The organism is Micromonospora musae, assembly GCF_003626545.1.
GTDB lineage: Bacteria > Actinomycetota > Actinomycetes > Mycobacteriales > Micromonosporaceae > Micromonospora > Micromonospora musae.
The window spans coordinates 512867-535217 of the sequence record NZ_RAZS01000005.1 but is presented as its reverse complement, the minus strand read 5'-3'; the positions used below and the strand labels follow the sequence as shown (position 1 = coordinate 535217).

Here is a 22351-nt window from a genome sequence, read left to right as displayed (position 1 = left end):
CATCCTGCCGCACCGGACGCCGGTGCCGAGCAGCGGTCCTTCCCCGCGCCGAAACCCCTGACAACGGGCCGTTCCTTACACTGCCCGGATGGGATCAGACTGCCTGTTCTGCCGCATCGTCGCCGGGGAGATCCCGGCCACCGTCGTCCGGGAGACCCCCAGGACCCTCGCCTTCCGCGACATCGCCCCGAAGGCGCCGGTGCACGTACTGGTGATTCCCAAGGAGCACTACGCCGACGTGGCGACGCTCGCCGAGGGTGACCCGGCGCTCGCCGGCGAGGTGCTCGCCACGGCCGCCGCGGTGGCCGAGGACGAGGGTCTGCTCGGCGACGGTTTCCGGCTGATGTTCAACACCGGGGCGTACGGCGGCCAGGAGGTCTTCCACGTGCACGGGCACCTGTTCGGTGGGGCGCCGCTCGGTCCGATGCTCGCCCGGGATCTCGCGTGAGCGCCGTGCCGGAGAAGTTGGAGCGGCTGGTGCGCCGGGCGCAGGCGCAGCACCGGATCCCGGCGGTCTCGGCGGCCCTGCACCGAGCCGACCGGCCACTGTGGGCGTTCGCGGTCGGCGGCGCCGGCAACGACACCCCGCTCGGGCCCGGGACGCAGTTCCGGATCGGCTCGGTGACCAAGACGTTCACCGCCGTACTGACCCTGCAGTGCCGCGACGACGGCCTGCTAGACCTGGACGATCCGGTGGGCCGCCACCTCGACCTGCCCGCGCACGGGGAGCTGACGGTGCGCCGGCTGCTGTCGCACACGGCGGGCCTGCAACGTGAGCCGTACGGCGACGTCTGGGACACCCTGCGCGCGCCCGACACCGAAGAGCTCCTGGCCGACCTGGCCCGGGCCGAGCGGGTACTGCCCGCGGGTCGCCGCTACCACTACTCGAACCTCGGGATGGCGCTGCTCGGTCAGCTGGTCGGCCGGCTGCGCGGCGGTACGTGGGCCGAGGTGCTCGGCGACCGGGTGCTGGCGCCGCTGGGCCTCGCCGACACGACCGTGAGCCCGGGCCCGGCCGCGGCCACCGGCTTCCTCGTCGACGCGTACTCGGACGAGGCGCGTCCGGAGCCGCCTACCGACTTCGGCGCCGTGGGGCCGGCCGCCCAGCTCTGGAGCACCGCCGGGGACATGGCTCGCTGGGCGGCCTTCCTGGCCGATCCGGCGGCGGTCGACCCGGCCGGTGCGGTGCTCGCTCCGGCCACGCTGGAGGAGATGCGCTGGCCGGTGACGGTGACCGACGAGGCGCTGTGGGGCGGAGGCTTCGGGCTCGGTCTGATCCTGGTGCCGCAGGGGGAGCGGGTGATGCACGTGGGGCACGACGGCGCGATGCCCGGCTTCCTGGCCGGCGTCTACGGCCGGCGGGGCGGGGAGGGCACCCCGGGCGCGATGGGCTGTGCCGTGCTCGTCTCCTCCGGCACCGCCTCCGAAGCCCTCGATCTGCCGCATCAGCTGCTCGCCGCCGCGGTCGAGCACGATCCGGCGGAGATCGAGCCGTGGCGACCCGGCCCGCCCGCCCCCGCCGCGCTGCGCGGTGTGCTGGGCCGTTGGTGGGGGGAGGGCTACGAGTACGTCTTCTCCTGGCACGACGGCGCGCTGCGGGCCCGGGGCGCCGGCGATCCGCCGGGCCGGCCGCCGGCGGTCTTCACGCCGCTGCCCGACCGGCCGGACGTGTTCCGCACGGTCTCCGGCCGGGAGGTCGGTGAGCTGCTCCGGCTGAGCCGGGACGACCGGGGCGCGGTGGTGCGGATGCACTGGGCGACCTACCGGTTCACCCGCAACCAGGAGACCTTCGACCGGTACGACTTCCGCGTCGGGGAGTGACCCGGTAGGGGCGCGGGGCGGGGTTCCTCCCGCTCCGCGCCGACCTGGCTTTTCGCCCTTTTTATCGCTTTTGTTGGTCAGTGCGGCCGCGCCCCGGGGGCGGGGAAATGCAGACGATGTCGCCGCTGTTGAACCGATACGATGAGTGGAACGTCCGTACGCCGCGCCACCAGGGCCGGCGCCGAAATCGAGAGCAGGTGGCACAGGGCCCCTCGGCCCGAGCTATGACCGGCACCCCACCTCCCGGCCCGCCCCAGGTGCAGACCCGGATCACCGTTCCCGATCCGAAGATCATGGTCAACCTGCTCGGTGCGGGTGACGAGATCCTGCGACTCGTCGAACGCTCGGTCAACAGCGACGTGCACGTCCGGGGCAACGAGATCACCATCTCCGGTGCGCCCGCGGACAACGCCCTCGCCGAGCGTCTCTTCACCGAGCTGCTCGAACTCATCGAGAAAGGCGAGACCCTGACCACTGACGCCGTCCGGCGTACCGTCGGCATGCTCGAGCAGGGCAGTGCCGAGCGGCCCGCCGACGTCCTGACGCTCAACATCCTCTCCCGCCGCGGCCGCACCATCCGTCCCAAGACGCTCGGGCAGAAGCGCTACGTCGACGCGATCGACTCGCACACCATCGTCTTCGGCATCGGCCCCGCCGGCACCGGCAAGACCTACCTGGCGATGGCGAAGGCCGTCCAGGCGCTCCAGGCCAAGCAGGTCAACCGGATCATCCTCACCCGGCCCGCCGTCGAGGCGGGGGAGCGGCTGGGCTTCCTGCCCGGCACGCTCAACGAGAAGATCGATCCCTACCTGCGCCCGCTCTACGACGCGCTGCACGACATGCTCGACCCGGACTCGATCCCGAAGCTGATGGCCGCGGGCACGATCGAGGTGGCGCCGCTGGCGTACATGCGCGGTCGGACGCTGAACGACGCGTTCATCATCCTCGACGAGGCGCAGAACACCACGCCCGAGCAGATGAAGATGTTCCTCACCCGGCTCGGCTTCAACTCCAAGATCGTGGTCACCGGTGACGTGACCCAGGTCGACCTGCCCGGAGGGACGACCAGCGGCCTGCGCCTGGTGCGGGAGATCCTCACGAACGTGGAGGACGTCCACTTCGCCCAGTTGTCCAGCTCCGACGTGGTTCGGCACCGGCTGGTCGGCGAGATCGTCGACGCGTACGCCCGCTGGGACGCCGAGCGGGAGAACCAGCAGGCACAGAGCGTGCACGCCGTACCGGGGCGGACCGCCCAGGGCGGCGGCCGATCCGGCCGCCGCCGCTAGATCAGGGGAAACAGTTGTCCATCGAGATCGCCAACGAGTCCGGTGTCGAGGTCGACACCGACGCCGTGCTCGCCGTCGCCCGGCACGCCCTCGACGAGATGGGGGTCAACCCCCTCGCCGAGCTCTCCGTGCTGCTGGTCGACGTCGAATACATGACCGAGCTCAACCATCGCTGGATGGGGGGCGACGGGCCGACCGACGTGCTCGCCTTCCCCATGGACGAGGGCAGCGTGGACCACGGCCCGGGCGAGAGCGCCCCGGCCGCCGGTGAGCCGGCGCTGCTCGGCGACATCGTGCTCTGCCCCGACGTCGCGGCCAAGCAGGCGGCCACGGCGGGCCACTCGGCCGCCGACGAGCTGCACCTGCTGACCGTGCACGGGGTGCTGCACCTGCTCGGGTACGACCACGCGGAACCGGAGGAGGAGCGGGAGATGTTCGCGCTCCAGGCCCGACTGCTGTCCAGTTGGCGGTCGAGCCGGTCACAGTGATGTCCGTACAGGCCTCCACAGCCGCCGCCGGCCTGCCCGACGTGCAGCTACTCGTCTTCGCCGCCGGTCTGGTGGTGCTGGCCGGGCTGATCGCGATGACCGAGGCGGCGCTCGCCGCGGTCTCGCCGGCCCGCGCCGCGGAGCTGGCCCGCGACGGCGCCCGCGGCGCCCGCACGTTGCAGACCGTCGCCGGTGACGTCGTCCGGCACCTCAACCTGCTCCTGCTGCTGCGACTGCTCGCCGAGCTGACCGCCACCACGCTGGTGGCGCTGGTCGCCGTGGACACCTTCGGCGCGGGGTGGCGGGCGGCGCTCGTCACCGCCGGCGCGATGACCGTGGTCAGCTTCGTGGTGGTCGGCGTCGCCCCACGCACTCTCGGCCGGCAGCACGCCTACGTCGTCGGTCGGGTGGTGGCCCCGCTGGTCCGCTGGCTGGGGCGCGCGCTCAACCCGCTCGCCTCGCTGCTGATCCTGATCGGCAACGCGGTGACGCCGGGGCGCGGCTTCCGCGAGGGCCCGTTCGCGACCCAGGTGGAGCTCCGCGAACTGGTCGACCTCGCGGAGCAGCGTGGGGTGGTCGAGCACGGCGAGCGGCAGATGATCCACTCGGTCTTCGCCCTCGGAGACACCATCGCCCGCGAGGTGATGGTGCCCCGTACGGAGACGGTGTGGATCGAGTCGGGCAAGACGCTCTCGCAGGCGCTCGCCCTCTTCCTCCGCTCGGGCTTCTCCCGGATCCCCGTGATAGGCGAGAACGTCGACGACGTCCTCGGCGTCCTCTATCTCAAGGACCTGATCCGCAGGGTGCGCGGCGGCGATCCGTCGGCCGAGCAGCTGCCCGTCTCCGAGCTGATGCGTCCGGCCACCTTCGTGCCGGAGTCGAAGCCCGTCGACGACCTGCTCTCCGAGATGCAGGCGGCCCGCAACCACCTGGTCATCGTCGTCGACGAGTACGGCGGCACCGGCGGCCTGGTCACCATCGAGGACATCCTCGAGGAGATCGTCGGTGAGATCACCGACGAGTACGATGTCGAACGCCCACCGGTCGAGCAGCTGGAGGACGGGTCGGTGCGGGTCACCGCCCGACTTCCCGTGGAGGACCTGGGCGAGCTGTTCGACATCGAGTTGCCCACCGACGAGGTGGAGACGGTCGGCGGCCTGCTGGCCCAGTCGCTGGGTCGGGTGCCGATCCCGGGAGCCCGGGTCGAGGTGGCCGGCCTGCGGCTGATCGCCGAGGGCACCACCGGCCGACGCAACCGGATCGACACCGTGCTGGTCAGCCGGGTCGTGCCGACCGACGAGCAGGAGAGCCCGGGGCGTGGCGAGCGCGCCGAGTCCCGGGGCAGTCACCAACCGATCGAGGAGAGGCAACCCGCCGATGCCTGAGTCGCCCACCGTGCCGGCAGCCCGGCCCACCCCGTCCGCTCCGGCGGAGCTGAGCGCCGAGGACGCCAAGTTGGTCGTCCTGGCCCGAGGCGCCCGTGGCCGGGTGGGAGCCGTGGAGGGTGCGGCGGTCCGCGACCAGGACGGTCGGACGTACGCCGCCGCCAGTGTCGCGCTGCCCTCGCTGACGCTCACCGCGCTGCAGCTGGCGGTGGCCTCGGCGGTGGCCGCCGGCGCCGGCCGGCTGGAGGCCGCCGTGGTGGTGACCGAAGCCTCGACGCTCGACGGCGCCGGGCACGCGGCGGTCCGCGACCTCGCCGCCGACGCGCCGATCCACGTGGCCGCGCCGGACGGCACCGTCCTCGGCACGGTCGTCCAGTGAAGGACCCGGAGGAGCGCCCCTACCGAGCCGGCTTCGCCTGCTTCGTGGGGCGGCCCAACGCGGGCAAGTCGACCCTGACCAACGCGATCGTCGGTCAGAAGATCGCGATCACCTCGAACAAGCCGCAGACCACCCGGCATGTCATCCGGGCCGTACTGCACCGGCCGGACTCGCAGCTCGTCCTCGTCGACACCCCGGGCCTGCACCGCCCCCGCACGCTGCTCGGCGAACGCCTCAACGACCTGGTCCGTCAGACCTGGAGCGAGGTCGACGTCATCGGGCTCTGCATCCCGGCCGACGAGCCGATCGGACGCGGAGACCGGTTCATCACCGGCGAGCTGGCCGAGCTGAAGGCGACCGTACTGGCCGTGGTCACCAAGACCGACCTCGTCGACCGCGGGCGCCTCGCCGAGCAGCTGCTCGCAGTGAGCGAGCTGGGTGAGTTCGCGGCCGTGGTGCCGGTGAGCGCCGTCTCCGGGCACCAGCTCGACACCCTGGTCGACGTGATGACCGGGTACCTGCCCGCCTCCCCGCAGCTCTACCCGGACGACATGCTCACCGAGGACCCGGAGCAGGTGCTCGTCGCGGAGCTCATCCGGGAGGCGGCACTGGAGGGGGTGCGCGACGAGCTGCCGCACTCCATCGCTGTGGTGGTGGAGGAGATGATCCCCGAGGGGCAGCTCATCCGGATCTTCGCCGACCTCTACGTCGAGCGGCCCAGCCAGAAGGCGATTGTGATCGGTCACCGGGGCAGCCGGCTCAAGGAGGTCGGCACCACCGCACGGCGGCAGATCGAGGAGCTGCTCGGCAGCCGGGTCTTCCTGGACCTGCACGTACGGGTGGCGAAGGACTGGCAGCGCGACCCGAAGCAGCTGCGCAAACTCGGCTTCTGACCGGCTCGTCCCGTTCGTTCCGTCGGTCAGCCGGACGGCCGCGCCGTCCGGCTGATCAGCATCGGTCGAACGGCCGACCGGGGCGGGCCGTACGGGGAGAGCGGCTGATCCTACTCGGTCGGGCGTATGGCTAGATTCACGTCCGGGTGGGGCGTGCGGCCGTTTACCGGGAACGCGGCGGAGGGTAGGAGACATCCGCCGCGCCCCCGAGACAGATGCAGGCTGATGCGTAACAGATACCTGGACCTGCTCCGCTTCCTCGCCATCGTTCGAGTCGTCGTCTACCACGTCACCGGCTTCGCCTCGCTCACCCTGGTCTTCCCGGCCATGGCGGTGATGTTCGCGCTGGCCGGCTCGCTGATGGCCGCCTCGCTGGAGCGATCCGGGCCAGCTGCGGTGCTGCGCCGGCTGCGCCGCCTGCTGCCGTCGCTGTGGGTGCTGGCCGCGATCTTCGTACCGGCCATGCTCCTCACCGGGCTGCCGTTCACCCCCCGCGTGCTGCTCTGGCTCTTCCCGATCGCCGATCCGCCCGCCAACGGCTGGGGGGCGATGGCCCTGAGCCCGATCTGGTACCTACGGGACTACCTGTGGTTCGTCTTCGCCTCGCCGGTCGCGCTCTGGGCGTTCCGGCGGGCGCCGCTGCCGACCCTGCTGGCCCCGTACGTCCTGCTCGTGGTGATCGAGTCGGGCATCTGGCCGAACGCCCCCGGCCCGTACCGGGAGTTCGGTCTCTACTTCGGCGCCTGGATGCTGGGCTTCGCGCACCACGCGGGCATGCTGCGCCGGCTCGCCAACCGGGTGCTGGTCCCGGCGGTGCTGGTGCTCGTCGCGGCGGGCGGCGCGTGGATCCTCACGCATCCCGGCCCACGCGGCTACGACCTCAACGACATCCACCTCGGCAACGCCCTCTGGTCGACGGCGTTCATCCTGGTCGTGCTCGGCCGGGGACCGGCCGGCGCGGCCTGGGTCGATCGCAGCGCCCTCTTCGGGCGGGTGGTCACCGTGCTGAACCGGCGGGCCCTGACGATCTACCTCTGGCACATGCCGTTCGTGGTGGCGATCACCCCGCTCTTCGACCCACTGGGCTGGACGCACGAGGACCCGCGTGGGCTGGCGATCCGGGTGGTGCTGGTCTTCGCCCTGGTCGGCGTGGTGACGCTCGCCGTGGGATGGGTGGAGGACCTCGCGGCGCAGCGGCGGCCGGAGCTGATCCCCGGCGGCCGGCGACGGACGAGGCCCGTCGGCCCGCCCACGTCGACCGGCCACCAGGTGCCCGCGCAGCGGGCCGCCCCGGAGGCGGAGGTCACCGCTGGGCGACCCTGAGGTCGCCGCTGTCGGCGCTCACCGCGAGGACCAGCTTGGCGGCCGGGTCGTCGGTGACCGCGACGTGCTCGTCTCCCGAGTTGCCGTTGGCCCGGACCCGGTACGGGCCGGGCGGAACGACGAGGTCGACGTCACCGCTGTTCGCGTGCGCCCGGACCGAGGCGGCCTTGTCCAGCTCGATCCGTACGTTGCCGGATTTGGCCTCGGCGTCCACCTCGCCCTGCAGCCGCCGGGCCGAGATGTCGCCGGAGGAGGCGCGCAGCGTGACCGGACCGGTGGCCTCGGACACCTCGATGTTGCCGGAGCTGGCCTCCAGCCGTACCGGACCACTGGCACCGGTGAGCTGAACGTCCCCCGAGTGGACCTGCAGCTCCACCGCGCCGACCCGGATCAGCTCGACGTCGCCCGAGTTGCTCTCGCCCCGCACCGCGACACCCTCGGGGGCGGTCACCTCGTACGACACGCTGCACCGGGACCCGCAGTCGGTGTCCAGCACCAGCTCGCTGCCCTTGATCTCGTACTTCGCCCGCGGCTCGGCGCCCTGGTAGCGGACCACCCGCTTGATCCGCACCTCGGTGGCGGTGCCGGTGGCCCGGACGATCACGTCACCCGAGCCGGGCAGCACCCGGATCGTGGTGATCCGGGCCGACTCGGTGTTGTCGAAGTCCAGGCGCCGGTAGGAGAGGTTGTCGCACCCGGTGAGCAGGATGAGCGCGGTGACGGCACCGAACGCGACCGGTGCCACGGCACGGCGGCGGAGCAGAGCGGCACCGGAGGAGGCGGTGCCGACGGGGCGCTGAGCGGTCATGGCGAGAACGCTACGGCCGGCACCGCCCCAGACACATCCGGGTTCCGGCGCCGCCGGACCCCGAAGGAACCCTGATTTCGTACCCCGAGGGAGAATGGTCCGATGACCGGGTACCGCCGACAGCTCTACCGCGACGACGCGGTGGTACTGCGGGTGCAGAAGCTCGGCGAGTCTGATCGGATCATCACGCTGCTCACCCGACGGCACGGCCGGATCCGTGCGGTGGCCCGGGGCGTGCGGCGCACCACCAGCAAGTTCGGTGCCCGGTTGGAGCCGTTCGGGCACGTGGACCTCCAGCTCGCCGGGGACCCGAAGGGCAACCAGGGCAGCTCGCTGCACACGGTGAGCCAGGTCGAGGGGATCGACCTCTACGGCAAGCGGTTCCTCGGCGACTACCCGCGCTACACCGCGGCCAGCGCCGTCGCCGAGACGGCCGAACGGCTCACCCCGGTCGAGCGGGAGCCGTCGCTGCGGCTGTTCCAGCTCACCCTCGGCGCGGTGCGTGCGCTCGCCGAGGGCAGCCACGCCACCACCCTCGTGCTCGACGCGTACCTGCTGCGGGGGATGGCCCTGGCGGGCTGGGCGCCGGCGTTGATGGCGTGCGCGGTCTGTGGCACGCCCGGGCGGCACCGGGCCTTCTCCGTACCGGCCGGCGGTGTGGTGTGCCCGGACTGCCGACCACCCGGCGCGGCCCATCCGGCGCCGGCCACCATCGAGCTGATGTTCGCGCTGAGTAGCGGTGACTGGCGGATCGCCGACGCCGCGGAGGCCGGCGTACGACGCGAGTGCAGCGGGCTGGTCGCGGCTCACCTGCAGTGGCACCTGGAACGCGCGCTACGCTCGCTTCCGCTGGTAGACCGGGGCGTTTCGACGCCCGGCGCCGATGGCGTGAACAGGGAGTAACGAGTGATCCGATCAATGAGGGCCGGCCGGCGGCAGCCGGTGCCACCCACGCCGCACCCGTCCGGTGCCCGTCCGCCGGCACTGCCGGCCGACGCGGTGCCTCGGCACGTCGCAGTGGTGATGGACGGCAACGGTCGGTGGGCCAAGGAGCGTGGGCTGCCCCGCACCAAGGGCCACGAAGCGGGGGAGTTCTCCCTCTTCGACACGATCGAGGGCGCCATCGAGATGGGCATCCCCTACCTGTCGGCGTACGCCTTCTCCACCGAGAACTGGCGGCGCTCGCCGGACGAGGTCCGCTTCCTGATGGGCTTCAACCGCGACGTGATCCGCCGCCGCCGTGACCAGCTGGTCGACCTCGGCGTACGGGTGGTCTGGTCGGGTCGGGCGGGGCGGCTCTGGAAGAGCGTCATCTCGGAGCTGCAGACCGCCGAGGAGATGTCCCGCGGCAACTCGACGCTCACCCTCCAGTTCTGCGTGAACTACGGCGGTCAGGCGGAGATCGCCGACGCGGCGGCGGCGATCGCCCGCGAGGTGGCCGCCGGCCGGCTCGACCCGGCCAAGGTCAACGAGAAGACCGTCGCGAAGTACCTCTACCACCCCGAGGTCCCCGAGGTGGATCTCTTCCTGCGCCCGTCCGGGGAGCAGCGGACCTCCAACTTCATGCTCTGGCAGAGCGCGTACGCCGAGCTGATCTACCTCGACACGCTCTGGCCGGACTTCGACCGCCGGCACCTCTGGTACGCCTGTGAGCTCTACGCGCAGCGCGACCGGCGCTTCGGCGGAGCCCTGCCCAACCCGGTCGCCCCGCCGACCCAGGGCTGAAACCGGCGTTCGCGGTGGTCCGCCCGTTGCCGGGCGGGCCGCCGCCCAGGCTTACCGTGCCGTCACCCTGGGTATCTGTTCTCCCAGGAGCCACTGACGGAGGTGAACCCACATGATTCAGAAGCGCATCGTCCAGTGGGCGCTGATGGCGATCGCCGTTCCGGTGGCGGCGGCCGGCGCACGCCGGCTCAGCCGCACGATCGAGGCCCGTCGCGGCCCCTCCGGAGTCAGCCGCCTGCTCGCCAAGGGCGCGGATCGCCTCCGCCCGCAGAAGGCCAAGCGGCACGCCTTCTGGTGAGCCCGACCTTCTGGTGAGCCCGACCGGTCCGCCGCGCGCCGGTCGGGCCGGGGCGTTGCCGGGGTGATGTGGCCCGGGCGCGCCTAGGATCGAGAGGCGCGGGGCGTGTCGCGGGGGTGCGTCCCTGACGCGGGGGTGGTCATGCGGGATCTCCGGTTCGAGATGACGGCCGCGCTGGCGGGCGCGAACCTGGTCGACGCCGCGCAGCGGGAGCGGGTCGCGGACGTCTGCGCCGACGTGGCCGAGCGGTACTGCGCCGAACTCGGTCACACCGTCGCCATCCGGTCCGGCGAGATCGGTGAGCTGGCCCAGGGTGAACCGGCCGCCGGATGGGCCCCGACGCCGGCGGAGGAGACCCAGCGCGCCTGGTGAGGACCGGGTCTGCTGTCGCCCCGGCCCGTCCGCGGGCCTGCTGTCGCCAGGCCCGTCCGCCTGCCCGCTCGCTGTCCGGCGTGACCGGCACAGGTGCTGCTCGCTGAGCCTGATACCTCAGCGGCATACTTGTGCCGCTGAGGTATCAGGCTCATCCTGCTCGTCGACGGGCTACCAGCCATCCGCGACCTCGCGCCGACGGCACGGGTCGGCGGGCGGTGGCCGGGACCACCGCCGACCGGGCCGCCGGCTCAGGCCTCCACTTCGGAGCGGTCGCCCGCCCAGAGGGTGTGGAACGTCCCCGCCCGGTCGACCCGGTGGTACGTGTGCGCGCCGAAGTTGTCCCGCAGCCCCTGGATCAGCGCGGCGGGCAGCCGCTCCGCGCGCAGCGCGTCGAAGTACGCCAGCGACGAGGCGAACGCCGGAACGGGTACCCCGGCCCGGGCGGCCTCCGCCACGATGCGACGCCAACCGGGCACGCCCGCGCTGACCGCCTCGGCGAAGTACGGCGCCACCAGCAGGGTGGGCAGGTCGGGCTGCTCGTCGTACGCCTCACGGATGCGGTCCAGGAACCGGGCCCGGATGATGCAGCCGCCCCGCCAGATGGTGGCGGTGCCGCCCAGGTCGATGTTCCAGTCGTACTCCCGGCTGCCCGCGCTGATGTGGTCGAAGCCCTGCGCGTAGGCGACGATCTTCGAGGCCAGCAGCGCCCGGCGGACGTCCTCGACGAACGCGTCGCGGTCCTCGACCTTCAGCTGCGCGCCGCCGCCGGGGAACGCCCGGCGGGCCGCCTCGCGCTGGTCGGCATGCCCGGAGAGGGAGCGCGCAAACGTCGCCTCGGCGATGCCGGTGATCGGGATGCCCAGGTCGAGCGCGCTCTGCACGGTCCACCGCCCGGTGCCCTTCTGCTCCGCCTGGTCGCGTACGACGTCGACGAACGGGCGGCCGGTGGCGGCGTCGGCGTGCGCCAGCACGTCACCGGTGATCTCGATGAGGAAGGACTCCAGCTCGCCGCGGTTCCACTCGCGGAAGATCTCCGCGAGCTCCGCCGGCTCCGCGCCCAGACCGGCCCGCAGCAGGTCGTACGCCTCGGCGATGAGCTGCATGTCGGCGTACTCGATGCCGTTGTGCACCATCTTCACGAAGTGGCCGGCCCCTCCCGGGCCGATGTGCCGGCAACACGGCACCCCGTCGACCTGCGCGGCGATCTTCTCGAAGATCGGCCCCAGCTTCTGGTACGACTCCGCCGAGCCGCCGGGCATGATGCTCGGCCCGTGCAGGGCACCCTCCTCGCCGCCCGACACGCCGGTGCCGACGAAGTGCAGCCCGTGCTCGCGCAGCGCCGCCTCCCGGCGTTGGGTGTCCGCGAAGTGCGCGTTGCCGCAGTCCACCACGATGTCGCCCGGCTCCAGCAGCGTGGCCAGCTCGTCGATCACCGCGTCGGTCGGCGCACCGGCCTTGACCATCACGATCACCGCGCGGGGCCGCTCCAGTGCGGCGACGAAGTCGGCCATCGACTCGGCGGCCACGAACGTGCCCTCGTCGCCGTGCTCGGCGATCAGGCTCCGGGTGCGCTCCCAGTTGCGGTTGTGCACCGCCACCCGGAACCCGTTGCGCGCCAGGTTGCGGGCCAGGTTGCGGCCCATAACGGCGAGTCCGGTAACCCCGATCTGCGCCTTCGCCTGCTCGGCCATGCGCCGCCACCTCTCACTGTCGCTGTTCGCGTTTCGAACCTATCGCGACGGACGGCGGCGGGGACCAGTGATCGTGATCCCGTCACGGTGGGTAGCGGGACGGCTTCCGGTCAGCCCTCGGCGAGCCGGGCCTCGATCCGGGCGACCTTCTCGGTCAGCGCGTCGGTCACCCCGGGGCGGACGTCGGCCTTGAGCACCACGCTGACCCGTGGCGCCTGTTGCGCGACCGCGTCGACGGCCCGCTTCACCACCGCCATCACCTCGTCCCACTCGCCCTCGATCGTGGTGAACATGGCGTCGGTCCGGTTGGGCAGGCCGGACTCGCGGACCACCCGGACGGCCTCGGCGACGAGGTCGCCCACGGAGTCACCGGCCCCGAGCGGGGTGATCGAGAACGCGATCAGCATGGGGGGATCGTAATTCGGGTGCGCGTACGTGGGCCGGTGACTACCCTCACCTCATGCGCTGATGACGCCCCAGCTCCGAGCCGGCCCGCTGCCCGTGCGCGCGGTCCGTGCGCTCCCGGGCGTTCGCATCTCCTCCCGCCGCCTTCTCGGTGTCGGGCGTGGCCGATCCCGGGACCAGTCCCAGCCCGTTCCGACCGTGGCTCACTCCAGCCCGGTCCCCGCCCAGCCGTGACCGGCCGGGGCGGTGCGGCGCCGCGATCCTCGGCGTCGGCACCTCCCGCCCGGCCGGACGCGGAGAAGGAGGCCCGGATGCCTGCCAAGCGCACCGCGAAGAAGTCCCGTACGACCCGTCCCGCCCCGAGCGTCGAAGCCCTGACGCCTGTCGACCTCGACCGGCTGTCGGTCACGCCCGCCGTGCCACCGCTGCCCGACGGTCTGGCCGAGCCGGTGTCGCGTACGGCGTCACCGAAGGCCGGTCCCCCGGTCGTACCGGGCCGTTCGGGGTCGGGCCGCGGCAGCCAGCGGGCCGGCCAGCCCCGCCGGTACGCCTTCCGCCGCAGCTGACCGGTCCCGGGTGCGGTCCACCGTCGCGGCGGTGGGCCGCACCCGGCCGTACCCGCCCGGGTTTAGCGGGCCAGCGCGCCGGGGCCGGGGCCAGCGGGCCGAGGCCGGGCGGCCCGGTCAGCCGATCAGCGGGCGGAACGTCCCGAGCACGATGCTGGTGGTGAGCGCGGCCGCGGCCACCGCCACCGCACCGGCCACGAGCAGCGCGTCGGCGGCGGTGAACCGCTGCCGTCGGGCGACGGTGCGCGCGATGCCGGCGTCGAATCCCCGGGCGTCCATCGCGACCGCGAGCCGGGTGCCGCGCCGGATCGCCCCGACCAGCAGGGCGAACGCGGTCGAGACGAAGAGCCGCAGCTTCGCCACCGGGTTGCGTCCCGCGTCCACTCCGCGGGCCCGGCGGGCCATGCTGATCGCCTGCCACTCCTGCCCGAGCAGCGGCACGAGGCGGAACGCGGCGAGTGCGCCGATGGCGAACCGCGCCGGTGCCTTCGCGTTCTGGACCAGGGCGTCGGCCAGGTCGGTGGGGTCGGTGGTGGCGAACACGATCACGCCGGGCAGCGCCACCGCGAACATCCGCAGCACCAGGCCGAGCGCGGTCAGCAGCACACCCGAGGTGACCACGACCGGGCCGGCCTCGACCAGCAGCCGGCCCGAGCGCTCGGCCGCGAAGAGGACCAGGGTGACCACGATGCCGACCGCGCTCACCAGCAGCGGCCAGGCCCGCCGGGCGAGCACCCGGTAGCGGACCCCGAAGAGCGGCAGCACCGCCAGTTCGACGGCGATGGCGATCGCCGGGGCCACCGGGTCGAGCGTGGCGACCAGGACGAAGGAGAAGAGCAGAGCGGCGAGGAGCTTCGCGACCGGGTTGCGTCGGGCCAGCGGCGCTCCGGGGGCGGCGACCGGTTCGAGGCTGATCACGAGGACTCCCCGGCCCGAGCCGCCGGCCCGTCACCGGGCGGCGCGGGGCGGGTCAGCGTGACCTGCCGGTCGGCCAGCGCGGCGACGAACTCCGCGTCGTGGGTCACCGCGACGACACCGTGCCCGGCGTCGCGCAGGTCGGCGAAGAGGTCGACCAGCTCCAGCCAGGTCCGCCGGTCCTGACCGAAGGTGGGCTCGTCGCAGATCAACAGCCGGGGCGCGGTGGCCAGGGCGGTCGCCACGCTCAGCCGCCGCGCCTCACCGCCGGAGAGGGTGTACGGGTTGGCGCGCGCCAGCGCGGTCAGCCGTAGCCGGTCGAGCAGGTCGTCCACGGTGGAGTCGACCTCCGCCTCGGTGCGACCGGTGCGGCGCGGGCCGAGGGCCAGCTCGTCGAAGACCGTGCCGGTGACGAACTGGTGCTCCGGATCCTGGAAGACCGAGCCGATCCGGGTGGCCAGCGCCGGGGCGCGCCAGCGGTGCGGGGGAGCGGAGGCGTCCCGACCGGCCAGCTCCGTGCTCGCCGTGACCGTGCCGGTGCCGGGCTTGAGCAAGCCGCCGAGGAGCAACGCCAGGGTGGATTTGCCCGCCCCGTTCGGACCGAGCACGGCGAGTGCCTCGCCCGCGCGTACGGTCAGGTCGGTCGCGGCCAGGCGGGGGCGCAGGCCCAGCCGGTCCGCGGTGAGCAGCGCCGCGCCGGCGGTGGTGGCGGCGCGGCGCGGCGGCACGGTCCGGCCCGGCACCCAGACGCCTTCGGCGGCGAGCGCGTCACCGTACGCGTCGAAGACCGCCTCCGGCGTTCCGTCGGCCCGTACGCCGCCACCGGCCTCCAGGACCACCACCCGGTCGACCAGCGGCAGCGCCTCGGCCACCCGGTGCTCGACCAGGATCAGCGTCGTGTCGGCGTCCAGCGCGCCGGCGATCGCCGAGCGCACCAGGGCGGCGCCGGCCGGATCGAGGTTGGCGGTCGGCTCGTCGAGCAGGAGCAGCCCCGGGCGCAGTGCGAGCGCCCCGGCCAGCGCCAGCCGCTGCTGTTCGCCGCCGGAGAGCGCGGCGGTGGGCCGGTCCCGGTGGTACGGGAAGCCGACCCGGTGCAGCGCCTCGTCGACCCGCGGCCAGATCTCGTCGCTCGGTACGCCCCGGTTCTCCAGCCCGAAGGCGACGTCGTCGCCGCAGCGGGCCATGACCAGCTGGCTCTCCGGATCCTGGAAGACGATGCCGACGCGCTCCCGGGCCTTGCGCGGGTCGAGTCCGTCGATCTCGACGGTGCCGCTCTGCTCGCCCGAGTCCTCGGGCAGCAGCCCGGCGAGCGCGGCGAGCAGGGTGCTCTTGCCGGCGCCCGAGGGGCCGAGCAGCAGCACCCGTTCGCCGCGCTCGACGCGCAGGTCCACGCCCTGCACGGCCCAGCGTTTCCGCCCGGCGTGCCGCCACCCGAATCCCCGCAACGTGACACCGCTCACCACCCTCACCTCCTTCCGGCCCACGAACCAGCAGCGTTGATCAAGAGGTTTGCGTCAGAATCGCGATCCCCGTTGACGCAAACCTCTTGATCAACGGGGTCGAGGCCCGGGGTGGGGGCTAGATGGCGGCGCGTTCGCGGCCGGCGGGGAAGCGGTCCAGGGCACCGGTGTTCGCGAGCGCGCGGGTCAACGCCCAGCCGCCGACGCCGGCCACGATCGTCGAGCTGACGACGGTGAGCAGGGCGTACGGGAGCCGGTAGCTCGCCAGGTCGGTCGCCGTGTTCCAGTAGACGAAGTCGAAGATCGCCGCGCTGACGCCGGTGAGCGCGCCCGCCAGCACCGAGGCCGGGAGGCGGAACGAGTGGTACCGGAACGCCGCGAAGGCCAGTTCGGCGCCGAGGCCCTGCATAACGCCCTGGACGATCGTGATGCTCGCCCACTGGCTGCCCAGCAGCGCGGAGAGGATCGCGGCCACCGTCTCGCAGTAGAGCGCGGCGCCGGGCTTACGGATGACCAGACCACCGAGCACGGCCGGGACCAGCCAGACGCCGTAGATCAGCGTCTGCGCCGGCGGGAAGAAGGCGAACGCCGCGTCGGTGGCGCTCCAGACCAGGTTCCAGGCCCAGAAGATGACGCCGAAGGCGACGGCGATCACGGACGCGACCACGATGTCGATGGTGCGCCAGCGATTGGTGTCGGTGCTTTTCATCTGTTTACTCCCAGTTCGGCAGAGGGAACCAGGAGAAGACGCACGCCGCGCCCGGTATCACCGGACGGCGACGCGGCTGGAGGTCGACCGAACTCCCTGCGCTGGCATTACCCAGATCAGGTTCGAGGGTCTGCGGGCGTGCCCGCACTCTCAGCGCTGTGCGCTCCCCTGTCGGATGTGAAATTGATACGGAGACGCTAGCACCGTGGGCAGGGGCCGGGCCACGCCGCCCGACCTGGGTAGGCTGCCGATCATGCGCATCGACGCCCGTGGTCTGGAGTTCGTGGTACGCGCCGGCGGCCCGGAGGGCGGCGAGCCCGTCCTGCTGCTGCACGGCTTCCCGCAACACGGCGGAGAGTTCGACGAGGTGGTACCCGCCCTGCACGACGCGGGGCTGCGCACCTACGCGCCGGACCAGCGCGGCTACTCACCCGGTGCCCGGCCGACCGACGTCGAGGCGTACCAGCTGCCGGAGCTGGTGGCCGACGCGGCGGCGCTGCTCGACGCGCTGGGCGTCGAGGCAGCGCACCTCGTCGGGCACGACTGGGGTGCCGCCGTCGCCTGGGCGCTCGCCGCGGCGCACCCCGAGCGGGTCCGGACGCTCACCGCCGTGTCGGTACCGCACCCGGCCGCCATGGCGCACGCGCTCGCGCACGACCCGAAGCAGAAGGCCCGCTCGTCGTACATGGCGCTCTTCCGCCAGGCCGGGACGGCGGAGAAGATGCTGCTGGGAATGCGGGCGGCCGGGCTGCGCCGGGTGCTGAGCGGCGTCGGAGACAGCGCCCGGGTGGCCGCGTACGCGGAGCCGATGCGTGAGCCCGGCGCGCTGACCGGGGCGCTGAACTGGTACCGGGCGATGTCGGGGGCCGCGCTGGGAGCCGTCGGGCCGGTGACGGTGCCCACCACGTACGTCTGGAGCGACGGCGACACCGCGATCGGTCGCGGCGCCGCCGAGGAGTGCGCGCGGCACGTGACCGGCGACTACCGCTTCGTGGAGCTGCCCGGGGTGAGCCACTGGATCCCGGACGAGGCGCCCGCGCCGCTGGCCGAGGTGATCCTGGCCCGAGTCGCCGGCGATGCACGTACGGATGGGACGGAGGAGCTGTGACGTTGAACGCCGAGGGTTACCTGGCGATGGTGACCGAGACGATGAACCGGGTGGCCGAGAGCCAGCGGGAGGCGGTCGGCCGCGCGGCCGACCTGATCGCCGAGTCGATCGGCGCCGACGGCGTGGTGCACGCCTTCGGCACCGGCCACTCCGAGGCGCTCGCCATGGAGCTCGCCGGTCGGGCCGGCGGGCTGGTGCCCACCAACCGGATCGCGCTGCGGGACCTGGTGCTGCTCGGCGGCGCACCCGTCGACCTGCTCGGCCCGACCCTGGAGCGGGACCCGACGGTCGCGCACCGCCTCTACGCGCTGGCCCCGGTACGCCCGCAGGACGTCTTCGTGCTCGCCTCGAACTCGGGGGTCAACGGCGCGATGGTGGAGTTCGCCTCCGTGGTCAAGGAGAACGGCCATGCCCTGGTGGCGATCACCTCGGCGCAGCACTCCGCCCGGATGACGTCCCGCCACCCGTCCGGGCGCAAGCTCGCCGACTTCGCCGACGTGGTGCTCGACAACGGCGCCCCGTACGGCGACGCGACGCTGCCGCTGCCCGGTGGCGGCGCGGTCGGCGCGGTCTCCTCGATCACCGCCGCCCTGCTCGCGCAGCAGATCACGGTCGAGGTGGTGGCCCGGCTGCTCGCCGCGGGGCAGCAGCCCCCGGTCTACCTGTCGGCCAACATCGCCGGCGGCGACGAGCACAACAACGCCCTCGAGGCCCGCTACGCCGGCCGGATCCGCCGGGGCGCCTGACCCGGCTCCCGCGTTCGGCGTGGCACGTCGGCCTGTCATGAGTCGGTTTCAGATGACGGGCCATCGGGCACTGGCGTTCCTGCCGGCGGCGCCCTCCGTCGGCATTAGCGTCGGAGCGGGAGGTAGCGCGTGTCCAAGGAGACGGAGCGGCAACGCTGGCAGCGCAACTTCGCCGATCTGCTCCAGGAGCTGCGGGTGGCGCAGACCGGGGTGCAGATCCTGTTCGCCTTTCTGTTGACGCTGCCGTTCAGCAACGGCTTCACCCGGACGACCGACTTCCAGAAGGACGTCTACGTCGTCTCGCTGCTCGCCGCGGCGGCCGCCACGGCGCTGATCATCTCTCCGGTGGCGTTCCACCGGGCGCTGTTCCGGCAGGGGCGCAAGCCGGAGCTGGTCCGGTTCGCCCACCGGATGGCCTCCGGTGGGCTCGCCTTCATGCTGGTCTCGATGGTCAGCGCGGTACTGCTGATCACCGATTTCGTCCTCGACCGTCCGCTCGCGTTCGTGCTCAGCGCGCTGACCGCGCTCTGGTTCCTCGGCTTCTGGGCGTTGCTGCCGTTCGCCCGCCGCAACTGGGGCGAGGACGACATCGACGACGAGGACGACGACCCTCGTACGCTCACCGGCGACTGACCCCCGCCCTGGTGACCGGGCCCGGCCGGCTCACCGGCTTACCCCACGCCATCGCCGAAAATCGATCTTTACGCAGCGCTACCCCTGGGTAACAACCGGGGGTAGCGTGGCGTTTGTCGAGCACGTTGACGCAGCGGACCGAGGTTCGAGGGGGCAGCCGTGACCACGACGCAGGACAGCCGACCCGAGCCGGGCTCCTCCGGCGGCGCTCCGGAGCGACCCGACACCAGTGGCGGCACCGCGGCCCCGCTGCCGAGCGAGGCGGGGCAGGTCTCCGAGAAGGAGGCCCGCCAGGTCGCCGAGGCGGCCCGAGAATCCACCTGGGACCGACCGAGCTTCGGCAAGTCGCTCTTCCTCGGCCGGTTCCGACTCGACCTGATCAACCCGTGGCCGAGCTCCGACGCGGACGAGGACGCCCGGGCCGAGGAGTTCCTCGGCCGGCTCCGGGAGTACCTCGCCACCGAGGTGGACGGCGCGGCGATCGAGCGGGACGCGCGCATCCCCGACGAGGTGTTCCAGGGTCTCGGTCGCCTCGGCGCGTTCGGCATGAAGATCGACCGGGCGTACGGCGGGCTCGGGCTGAGCAACCTCCAGTACTGCCGGGCGTTGATGCTCGCCGGCTCGGTCAGCCCGGCGATCGGCGCGCTGCTCTCCGCACACCAGTCCATCGGTGTGCCGCAGCCGCTGAAGATGTTCGGTACGCCGGAGCAGAAGCAGCGTTTCCTGCCCCGGCTGGCGGCCGGCGAGGTCTCCGCGTTCCTGCTGACCGAGCCGGACGTCGGCTCGGACCCGGCCCGGTTGGCGACCACCGCCGAGCCGACCGAGGACGGCGCCGGCTACCGGCTCAACGGTGTGAAGCTCTGGGCGACCAACGGCACCGTGGCGACGCTGCTCGTCGTGATGGCCCGGGTGCCGGCCGCCGAGGGGCGCCGCGGCGGCATCACCGCCTTCGTCGTGGAGGGCGACGCCGAGGGCATCACGGTGGAGCGGCGCAACAGCTTCCTCGGCCTGCGGGGCCTGGAGAACAGCGTCACCCGGTTCCACGACGTCTTCGTGCCGACGGAGAACGTCATCGGGGGCGAGGGTAAGGGGCTGAAGATCGCCTTGACCACGCTCAACACCGGTCGCCTCTCACTGCCGGCGATGTGCGTGGGCGCCGGCAAGTGGTCGTTGAACGTGGCGCGGCAGTGGGCCGCCGAACGGGTGCAGTGGGGCCGGGCGGTCGGTGAGCACGAGGCGGTCGCCCAGAAGCTCGCCTTCATGGCCGCGACGACGTACGGCATGGAGACCATGCTGGAGATCTGCTGCCGGCTCGCCGACGACGACCGCAACGACATCCGGATCGAGGCGGCGCTGGTCAAGCTCTACGCCAGCGAGATGGCCTGGCGGATCGTCGACGACCTGATCCAGATCCGTGGCGGTCGTGGCTACGAGACGGCGGATTCGTTGGCCGCTCGCGGCGAGCGGCCGGCCCCCGTCGAGCAGATCCTTCGTGACCTGCGGATCAACCGGATCTTCGAGGGGTCGACGGAGATCATGCATCTGCTGATCGCCCGCGAGGCGGTCGACGCGCACCTCGCGGTCGCCGGGGACATCATCGACCCGGACGCGGGCCTGGGGCGCAAGGCGAAGTCGGGGGCCCGGGCCGGGGTCTTCTACGCGAAGTGGCTGCCCACGCTCGCGGTCGGGCGGGGTCAGAGCCCCCGGGCGTACGCCGAGTTCGGGCCGCTCGCCCGCCACCTGCGGCAGGTGGAGCGGGTGTCGCGCAAGCTCGCCCGGTCGACGTTCTACGCGATGTCGCGCTGGCAGGGGCGGATGGAGCGCAAGCAGGCGTTCCTGGGGCGGATCGTGGACATCGGGGCGGAGTTGTCCGCGATGGCCGCGGTCTGCGTCCGCGCCCACGCCGAGCGGGACGCCCGGCCGGAGAACCTCGAACTGGCCGACCTCTTCTGCCGGCAGGCCCGGGTCCGGGTCGACGCGCTCCTCACGTCGCTCTGGGAGAACACCGACTCGGTCGACGTCGCGGCGGCGAAGCGGATCCTCGCCGGCCGATACACCGATCTGGAGTCCGGTGTGATCACCCCGTCCGACGAGCTGCCCTGGGTGGCCCCCTGGTCGGCAGGCCCGTCGACCGCCACCGACGCCCGCCGGAGGATCCCGCCACCCCAGTGACCTCCGCCACTGTCCGCACCGCCCCGGGGCGCCGTCCGCCAGGTCTCGGCCTGGCCCGTGGCGGAGCCCGCCGAGATGGCGGCCGGCGGCGGAGCCCGCCGAGGTGGCGGCGGTCAAGACGGCCAAGCGCCCCGCCCACCTGCCGCGCGAGGCACCAGGTGGGGAGGGGCGCTTTGCTGACCGAAGCGGCGCGGGCCGCGTGGTTGAAAGTCAGCTCAACGCGAGCCGTTCGCCGTCGAACACGGCCACGAAGTCGGCTCGCCCGTCCAGCGCCTCGATGTAGCGCTGCACGGTGCCGACCTCTGTCCGTGGCAACTCGCCGTTCTCGATCGCGGCGACGCGGGGCTGTGTGACCTGCATCCGGTCGGCGACCTGCTGCTGCGTCATGCCGCGTCCCTCGCGAAGCTCACGCAGCCGGGCGCCGCGCTGCTCGGCGCGCATGCGCTCCCTGATCTGCGCGATCTTCTCTTCGTCGAGGTTCATGCGGGAGCGGACGTCCCGCCAGCTACGTGCCATCACTGCCTTCCCTTCAGCTCTCGCAGGTGTTCGGCGAACTTCTGGTCTGCGGCGAGGATGCTCTTCTCGTACCAGCCCTTCCAGTTGCCCGACTTGTCTCCGGCGACCAGGAGAATGGCTTCCCGCTGGGGATCGAAGGCAAACAGGATCCGCATTTCGGTCGTTCCCGCCGAACCCGGGCGGAGTTCTTTCATGTTGCGGTAGGTGGATCCCTTGACCTGGTCGACCAGCGGTCGACCCAGCGCAGGCCCTTCGGCCTCTAGCATGTCGATGGCGGCGGCCACCTGGTTGGCCGAGTCGGGATCGCTCTTCGAGAGATCAAGCAGCCAGTCCTCGACCTCTTCAGTGAGGTTGACTTCCCAGCTGCCCATGGGTGGACTATAGCCCACCGCATCACGTCTGCGTTATGAATTCATCCGCTGCCGACGACGAGCCCTGAATGCGGCCGCCGGGTCCGGGGGCCGTGCGCGGGTCAGCGGGCGACGGCCCAGGCCAGGATCGCCGCGAGGATCAGCCCGTTGAGCGCCGCCAGGACGAGGTAGGCCGCAGGCGGGATGCGACGACCCTTGCGGACGAAGGTGACCAGTACAGCGGCGTAGCCGATCAGCAGGACGGCGATGGCGACCAGGAAGTAGAACACCCGAAGACC

The 22351-nt window shown here is 72.5% G+C and carries 26 protein-coding genes and 1 riboswitch; of the genes, 17 read left to right on the top strand and 9 right to left on the bottom strand.

The window, feature by feature from the left end:
• Positions 1 to 88 precede the first annotated feature (88 nt).
• The 8 genes from D7147_RS17205 (at position 89) to D7147_RS17170 (ending at position 7575) form a co-directional block, all read left to right on the top strand.
• Positions 89 to 448 carry a histidine triad nucleotide-binding protein gene (locus D7147_RS17205; protein WP_120678769.1) on the top strand — a complete coding sequence of 120 codons (360 nt, stop codon included), beginning with the start codon at positions 89 to 91 and terminating at the stop codon, positions 446 to 448.
• The gene (locus tag D7147_RS17200) at positions 445 to 1821 is read left to right on the top strand and encodes a serine hydrolase domain-containing protein (protein WP_120678767.1); all 1377 of its coding nucleotides are present in this window, start codon (positions 445 to 447) and stop codon (positions 1819 to 1821) included. Before D7147_RS17205 ends, D7147_RS17200 begins: the two co-directional genes overlap by 4 nt.
• Positions 1822 to 2045: 224 nt before the next feature.
• Positions 2046 to 3107, top strand: coding sequence for a PhoH family protein (locus tag D7147_RS17195; protein WP_120678765.1), 1062 nt, complete (start codon positions 2046 to 2048; stop codon positions 3105 to 3107).
• Positions 3108 to 3121: 14 nt separating this feature from the next.
• Entirely contained in the window at positions 3122 to 3595 is a 474-nt protein-coding gene (gene ybeY, locus D7147_RS17190) for an rRNA maturation RNase YbeY (protein ID WP_120678763.1), read from the top strand.
• Positions 3571 to 4980 (top strand): hemolysin family protein, encoded by a 1410-nt coding sequence (locus D7147_RS17185; RefSeq protein WP_120678761.1) that lies wholly within the window; start codon positions 3571 to 3573, stop codon positions 4978 to 4980. The genes ybeY and D7147_RS17185 overlap by 25 nt, the downstream gene beginning before the upstream one ends.
• Positions 4973 to 5359: a cytidine deaminase gene (locus tag D7147_RS17180; protein ID WP_120678758.1), complete on the top strand. Its 387-nt coding sequence runs from the start codon at positions 4973 to 4975 to the stop codon at positions 5357 to 5359. The genes D7147_RS17185 and D7147_RS17180 overlap by 8 nt, the downstream gene beginning before the upstream one ends.
• Positions 5356 to 6252, top strand: coding sequence for a GTPase Era (era, locus tag D7147_RS17175; RefSeq protein WP_120678756.1), 897 nt, complete (start codon positions 5356 to 5358; stop codon positions 6250 to 6252). The genes D7147_RS17180 and era overlap by 4 nt, the downstream gene beginning before the upstream one ends.
• A 225-nt stretch (positions 6253 to 6477) precedes the next feature.
• Complete coding sequence (locus tag D7147_RS17170; RefSeq protein WP_120678754.1) at positions 6478 to 7575, top strand: acyltransferase family protein; 1098 nt, start codon at positions 6478 to 6480, stop codon at positions 7573 to 7575.
• On the opposite strand, the gene D7147_RS17165 is transcribed toward D7147_RS17170, so the two are convergent.
• On the bottom strand, positions 7556 to 8383 hold the full coding sequence (locus D7147_RS17165; RefSeq protein WP_120678752.1) for a DUF4097 family beta strand repeat-containing protein: 828 nt from the start codon (positions 8381 to 8383) through the stop codon (positions 7556 to 7558). The genes D7147_RS17170 and D7147_RS17165 overlap by 20 nt on opposite strands.
• A 102-nt stretch (positions 8384 to 8485) precedes the next feature.
• Here D7147_RS17165 and recO point away from each other — a divergent pair, with 102 nt between their 5' ends.
• The 4 genes from recO (at position 8486) to D7147_RS17145 (ending at position 10778) form a co-directional block, all read left to right on the top strand.
• Positions 8486 to 9286, top strand: a complete 801-nt coding sequence (recO, locus tag D7147_RS17160) for a DNA repair protein RecO (RefSeq protein WP_120678750.1) — start codon at positions 8486 to 8488, stop codon at positions 9284 to 9286.
• A 15-nt stretch (positions 9287 to 9301) separates the two neighbouring features.
• On the top strand, positions 9302 to 10108 hold the full coding sequence (locus tag D7147_RS17155; RefSeq protein WP_120678748.1) for an isoprenyl transferase: 807 nt from the start codon (positions 9302 to 9304) through the stop codon (positions 10106 to 10108).
• A gap of 112 nt (positions 10109 to 10220) precedes the next feature.
• Entirely contained in the window at positions 10221 to 10406 is a 186-nt protein-coding gene (locus D7147_RS17150; RefSeq protein ID WP_120678746.1) for a hypothetical protein, read from the top strand.
• A 141-nt stretch (positions 10407 to 10547) separates the two neighbouring features.
• Complete coding sequence (locus tag D7147_RS17145) at positions 10548 to 10778, top strand: thioredoxin reductase (RefSeq protein ID WP_120678969.1); 231 nt, start codon at positions 10548 to 10550, stop codon at positions 10776 to 10778.
• A gap of 251 nt (positions 10779 to 11029) precedes the next feature.
• Here the strand turns inward: D7147_RS17145 and gndA are convergent, their stop codons facing one another.
• Entirely contained in the window at positions 11030 to 12472 is a 1443-nt protein-coding gene (gene gndA / locus D7147_RS17140) for an NADP-dependent phosphogluconate dehydrogenase (protein WP_120678744.1), read from the bottom strand.
• 110 nt (positions 12473 to 12582) lie between these two features.
• Positions 12583 to 12879, bottom strand: a complete 297-nt coding sequence (locus D7147_RS17135) for an MTH1187 family thiamine-binding protein (RefSeq protein ID WP_120678742.1) — start codon at positions 12877 to 12879, stop codon at positions 12583 to 12585.
• Between the two features lie 309 nt (positions 12880 to 13188).
• Between D7147_RS17135 and D7147_RS17130 the strand changes: the two genes are divergently transcribed.
• Positions 13189 to 13443 carry a hypothetical protein gene (locus D7147_RS17130; protein WP_120678740.1) on the top strand — a complete coding sequence of 85 codons (255 nt, stop codon included), beginning with the start codon at positions 13189 to 13191 and terminating at the stop codon, positions 13441 to 13443.
• Between the two features lie 117 nt (positions 13444 to 13560).
• Here the strand turns inward: D7147_RS17130 and D7147_RS17125 are convergent, their stop codons facing one another.
• From D7147_RS17125 to D7147_RS17115, 3 genes are all read right to left on the bottom strand, one after another.
• Positions 13561 to 14361 (bottom strand): energy-coupling factor transporter transmembrane component T family protein, encoded by an 801-nt coding sequence (locus tag D7147_RS17125; protein ID WP_120678738.1) that lies wholly within the window; start codon positions 14359 to 14361, stop codon positions 13561 to 13563.
• Entirely contained in the window at positions 14358 to 15818 is a 1461-nt protein-coding gene (locus D7147_RS17120) for an ABC transporter ATP-binding protein (RefSeq protein ID WP_120678967.1), read from the bottom strand. Before D7147_RS17120 ends, D7147_RS17125 begins: the two co-directional genes overlap by 4 nt.
• Positions 15819 to 15936: 118 nt before the next feature.
• Positions 15937 to 16527 (bottom strand): ECF transporter S component, encoded by a 591-nt coding sequence (locus tag D7147_RS17115; protein ID WP_120678736.1) that lies wholly within the window; start codon positions 16525 to 16527, stop codon positions 15937 to 15939.
• A gap of 75 nt (positions 16528 to 16602) precedes the next feature.
• Positions 16603 to 16707: riboswitch (TPP riboswitch) on the bottom strand.
• Positions 16708 to 16780: 73 nt separating this feature from the next.
• Here D7147_RS17115 and D7147_RS17110 point away from each other — a divergent pair.
• From D7147_RS17110 to D7147_RS17095, 4 genes are all read left to right on the top strand, one after another.
• Positions 16781 to 17635 carry an alpha/beta fold hydrolase gene (locus D7147_RS17110; RefSeq protein WP_120678734.1) on the top strand — a complete coding sequence of 285 codons (855 nt, stop codon included), beginning with the start codon at positions 16781 to 16783 and terminating at the stop codon, positions 17633 to 17635.
• Positions 17632 to 18381, top strand: a complete 750-nt coding sequence (locus tag D7147_RS17105) for a sugar isomerase domain-containing protein (RefSeq protein ID WP_120678732.1) — start codon at positions 17632 to 17634, stop codon at positions 18379 to 18381. Before D7147_RS17110 ends, D7147_RS17105 begins: the two co-directional genes overlap by 4 nt.
• Before the next feature lie 129 nt (positions 18382 to 18510).
• A complete protein-coding gene (locus tag D7147_RS17100; protein ID WP_120678730.1) occupies positions 18511 to 19014 on the top strand; it encodes a DUF6328 family protein in 504 nt (167 codons plus the stop codon).
• A 159-nt stretch (positions 19015 to 19173) separates the two neighbouring features.
• The gene (locus D7147_RS17095) at positions 19174 to 21186 is read left to right on the top strand and encodes an acyl-CoA dehydrogenase family protein (RefSeq protein WP_120678728.1); all 2013 of its coding nucleotides are present in this window, start codon (positions 19174 to 19176) and stop codon (positions 21184 to 21186) included.
• Between the two features lie 210 nt (positions 21187 to 21396).
• Here the strand turns inward: D7147_RS17095 and D7147_RS17090 are convergent, their stop codons facing one another.
• The 3 genes from D7147_RS17090 to D7147_RS32690 form a co-directional block, all read right to left on the bottom strand.
• Positions 21397 to 21702, bottom strand: coding sequence for a helix-turn-helix domain-containing protein (locus D7147_RS17090; protein ID WP_120678726.1), 306 nt, complete (start codon positions 21700 to 21702; stop codon positions 21397 to 21399).
• The gene (locus tag D7147_RS17085; protein WP_120678724.1) at positions 21702 to 22073 is read right to left on the bottom strand and encodes a type II toxin-antitoxin system RelE/ParE family toxin; all 372 of its coding nucleotides are present in this window, start codon (positions 22071 to 22073) and stop codon (positions 21702 to 21704) included. The genes D7147_RS17090 and D7147_RS17085 overlap by 1 nt, the downstream gene beginning before the upstream one ends.
• 101 nt (positions 22074 to 22174) lie before the next feature.
• A complete protein-coding gene (locus D7147_RS32690) occupies positions 22175 to 22342 on the bottom strand; it encodes a hypothetical protein (protein ID WP_187398843.1) in 168 nt (55 codons plus the stop codon).
• Positions 22343 to 22351: the final 9 nt, after the last annotated feature.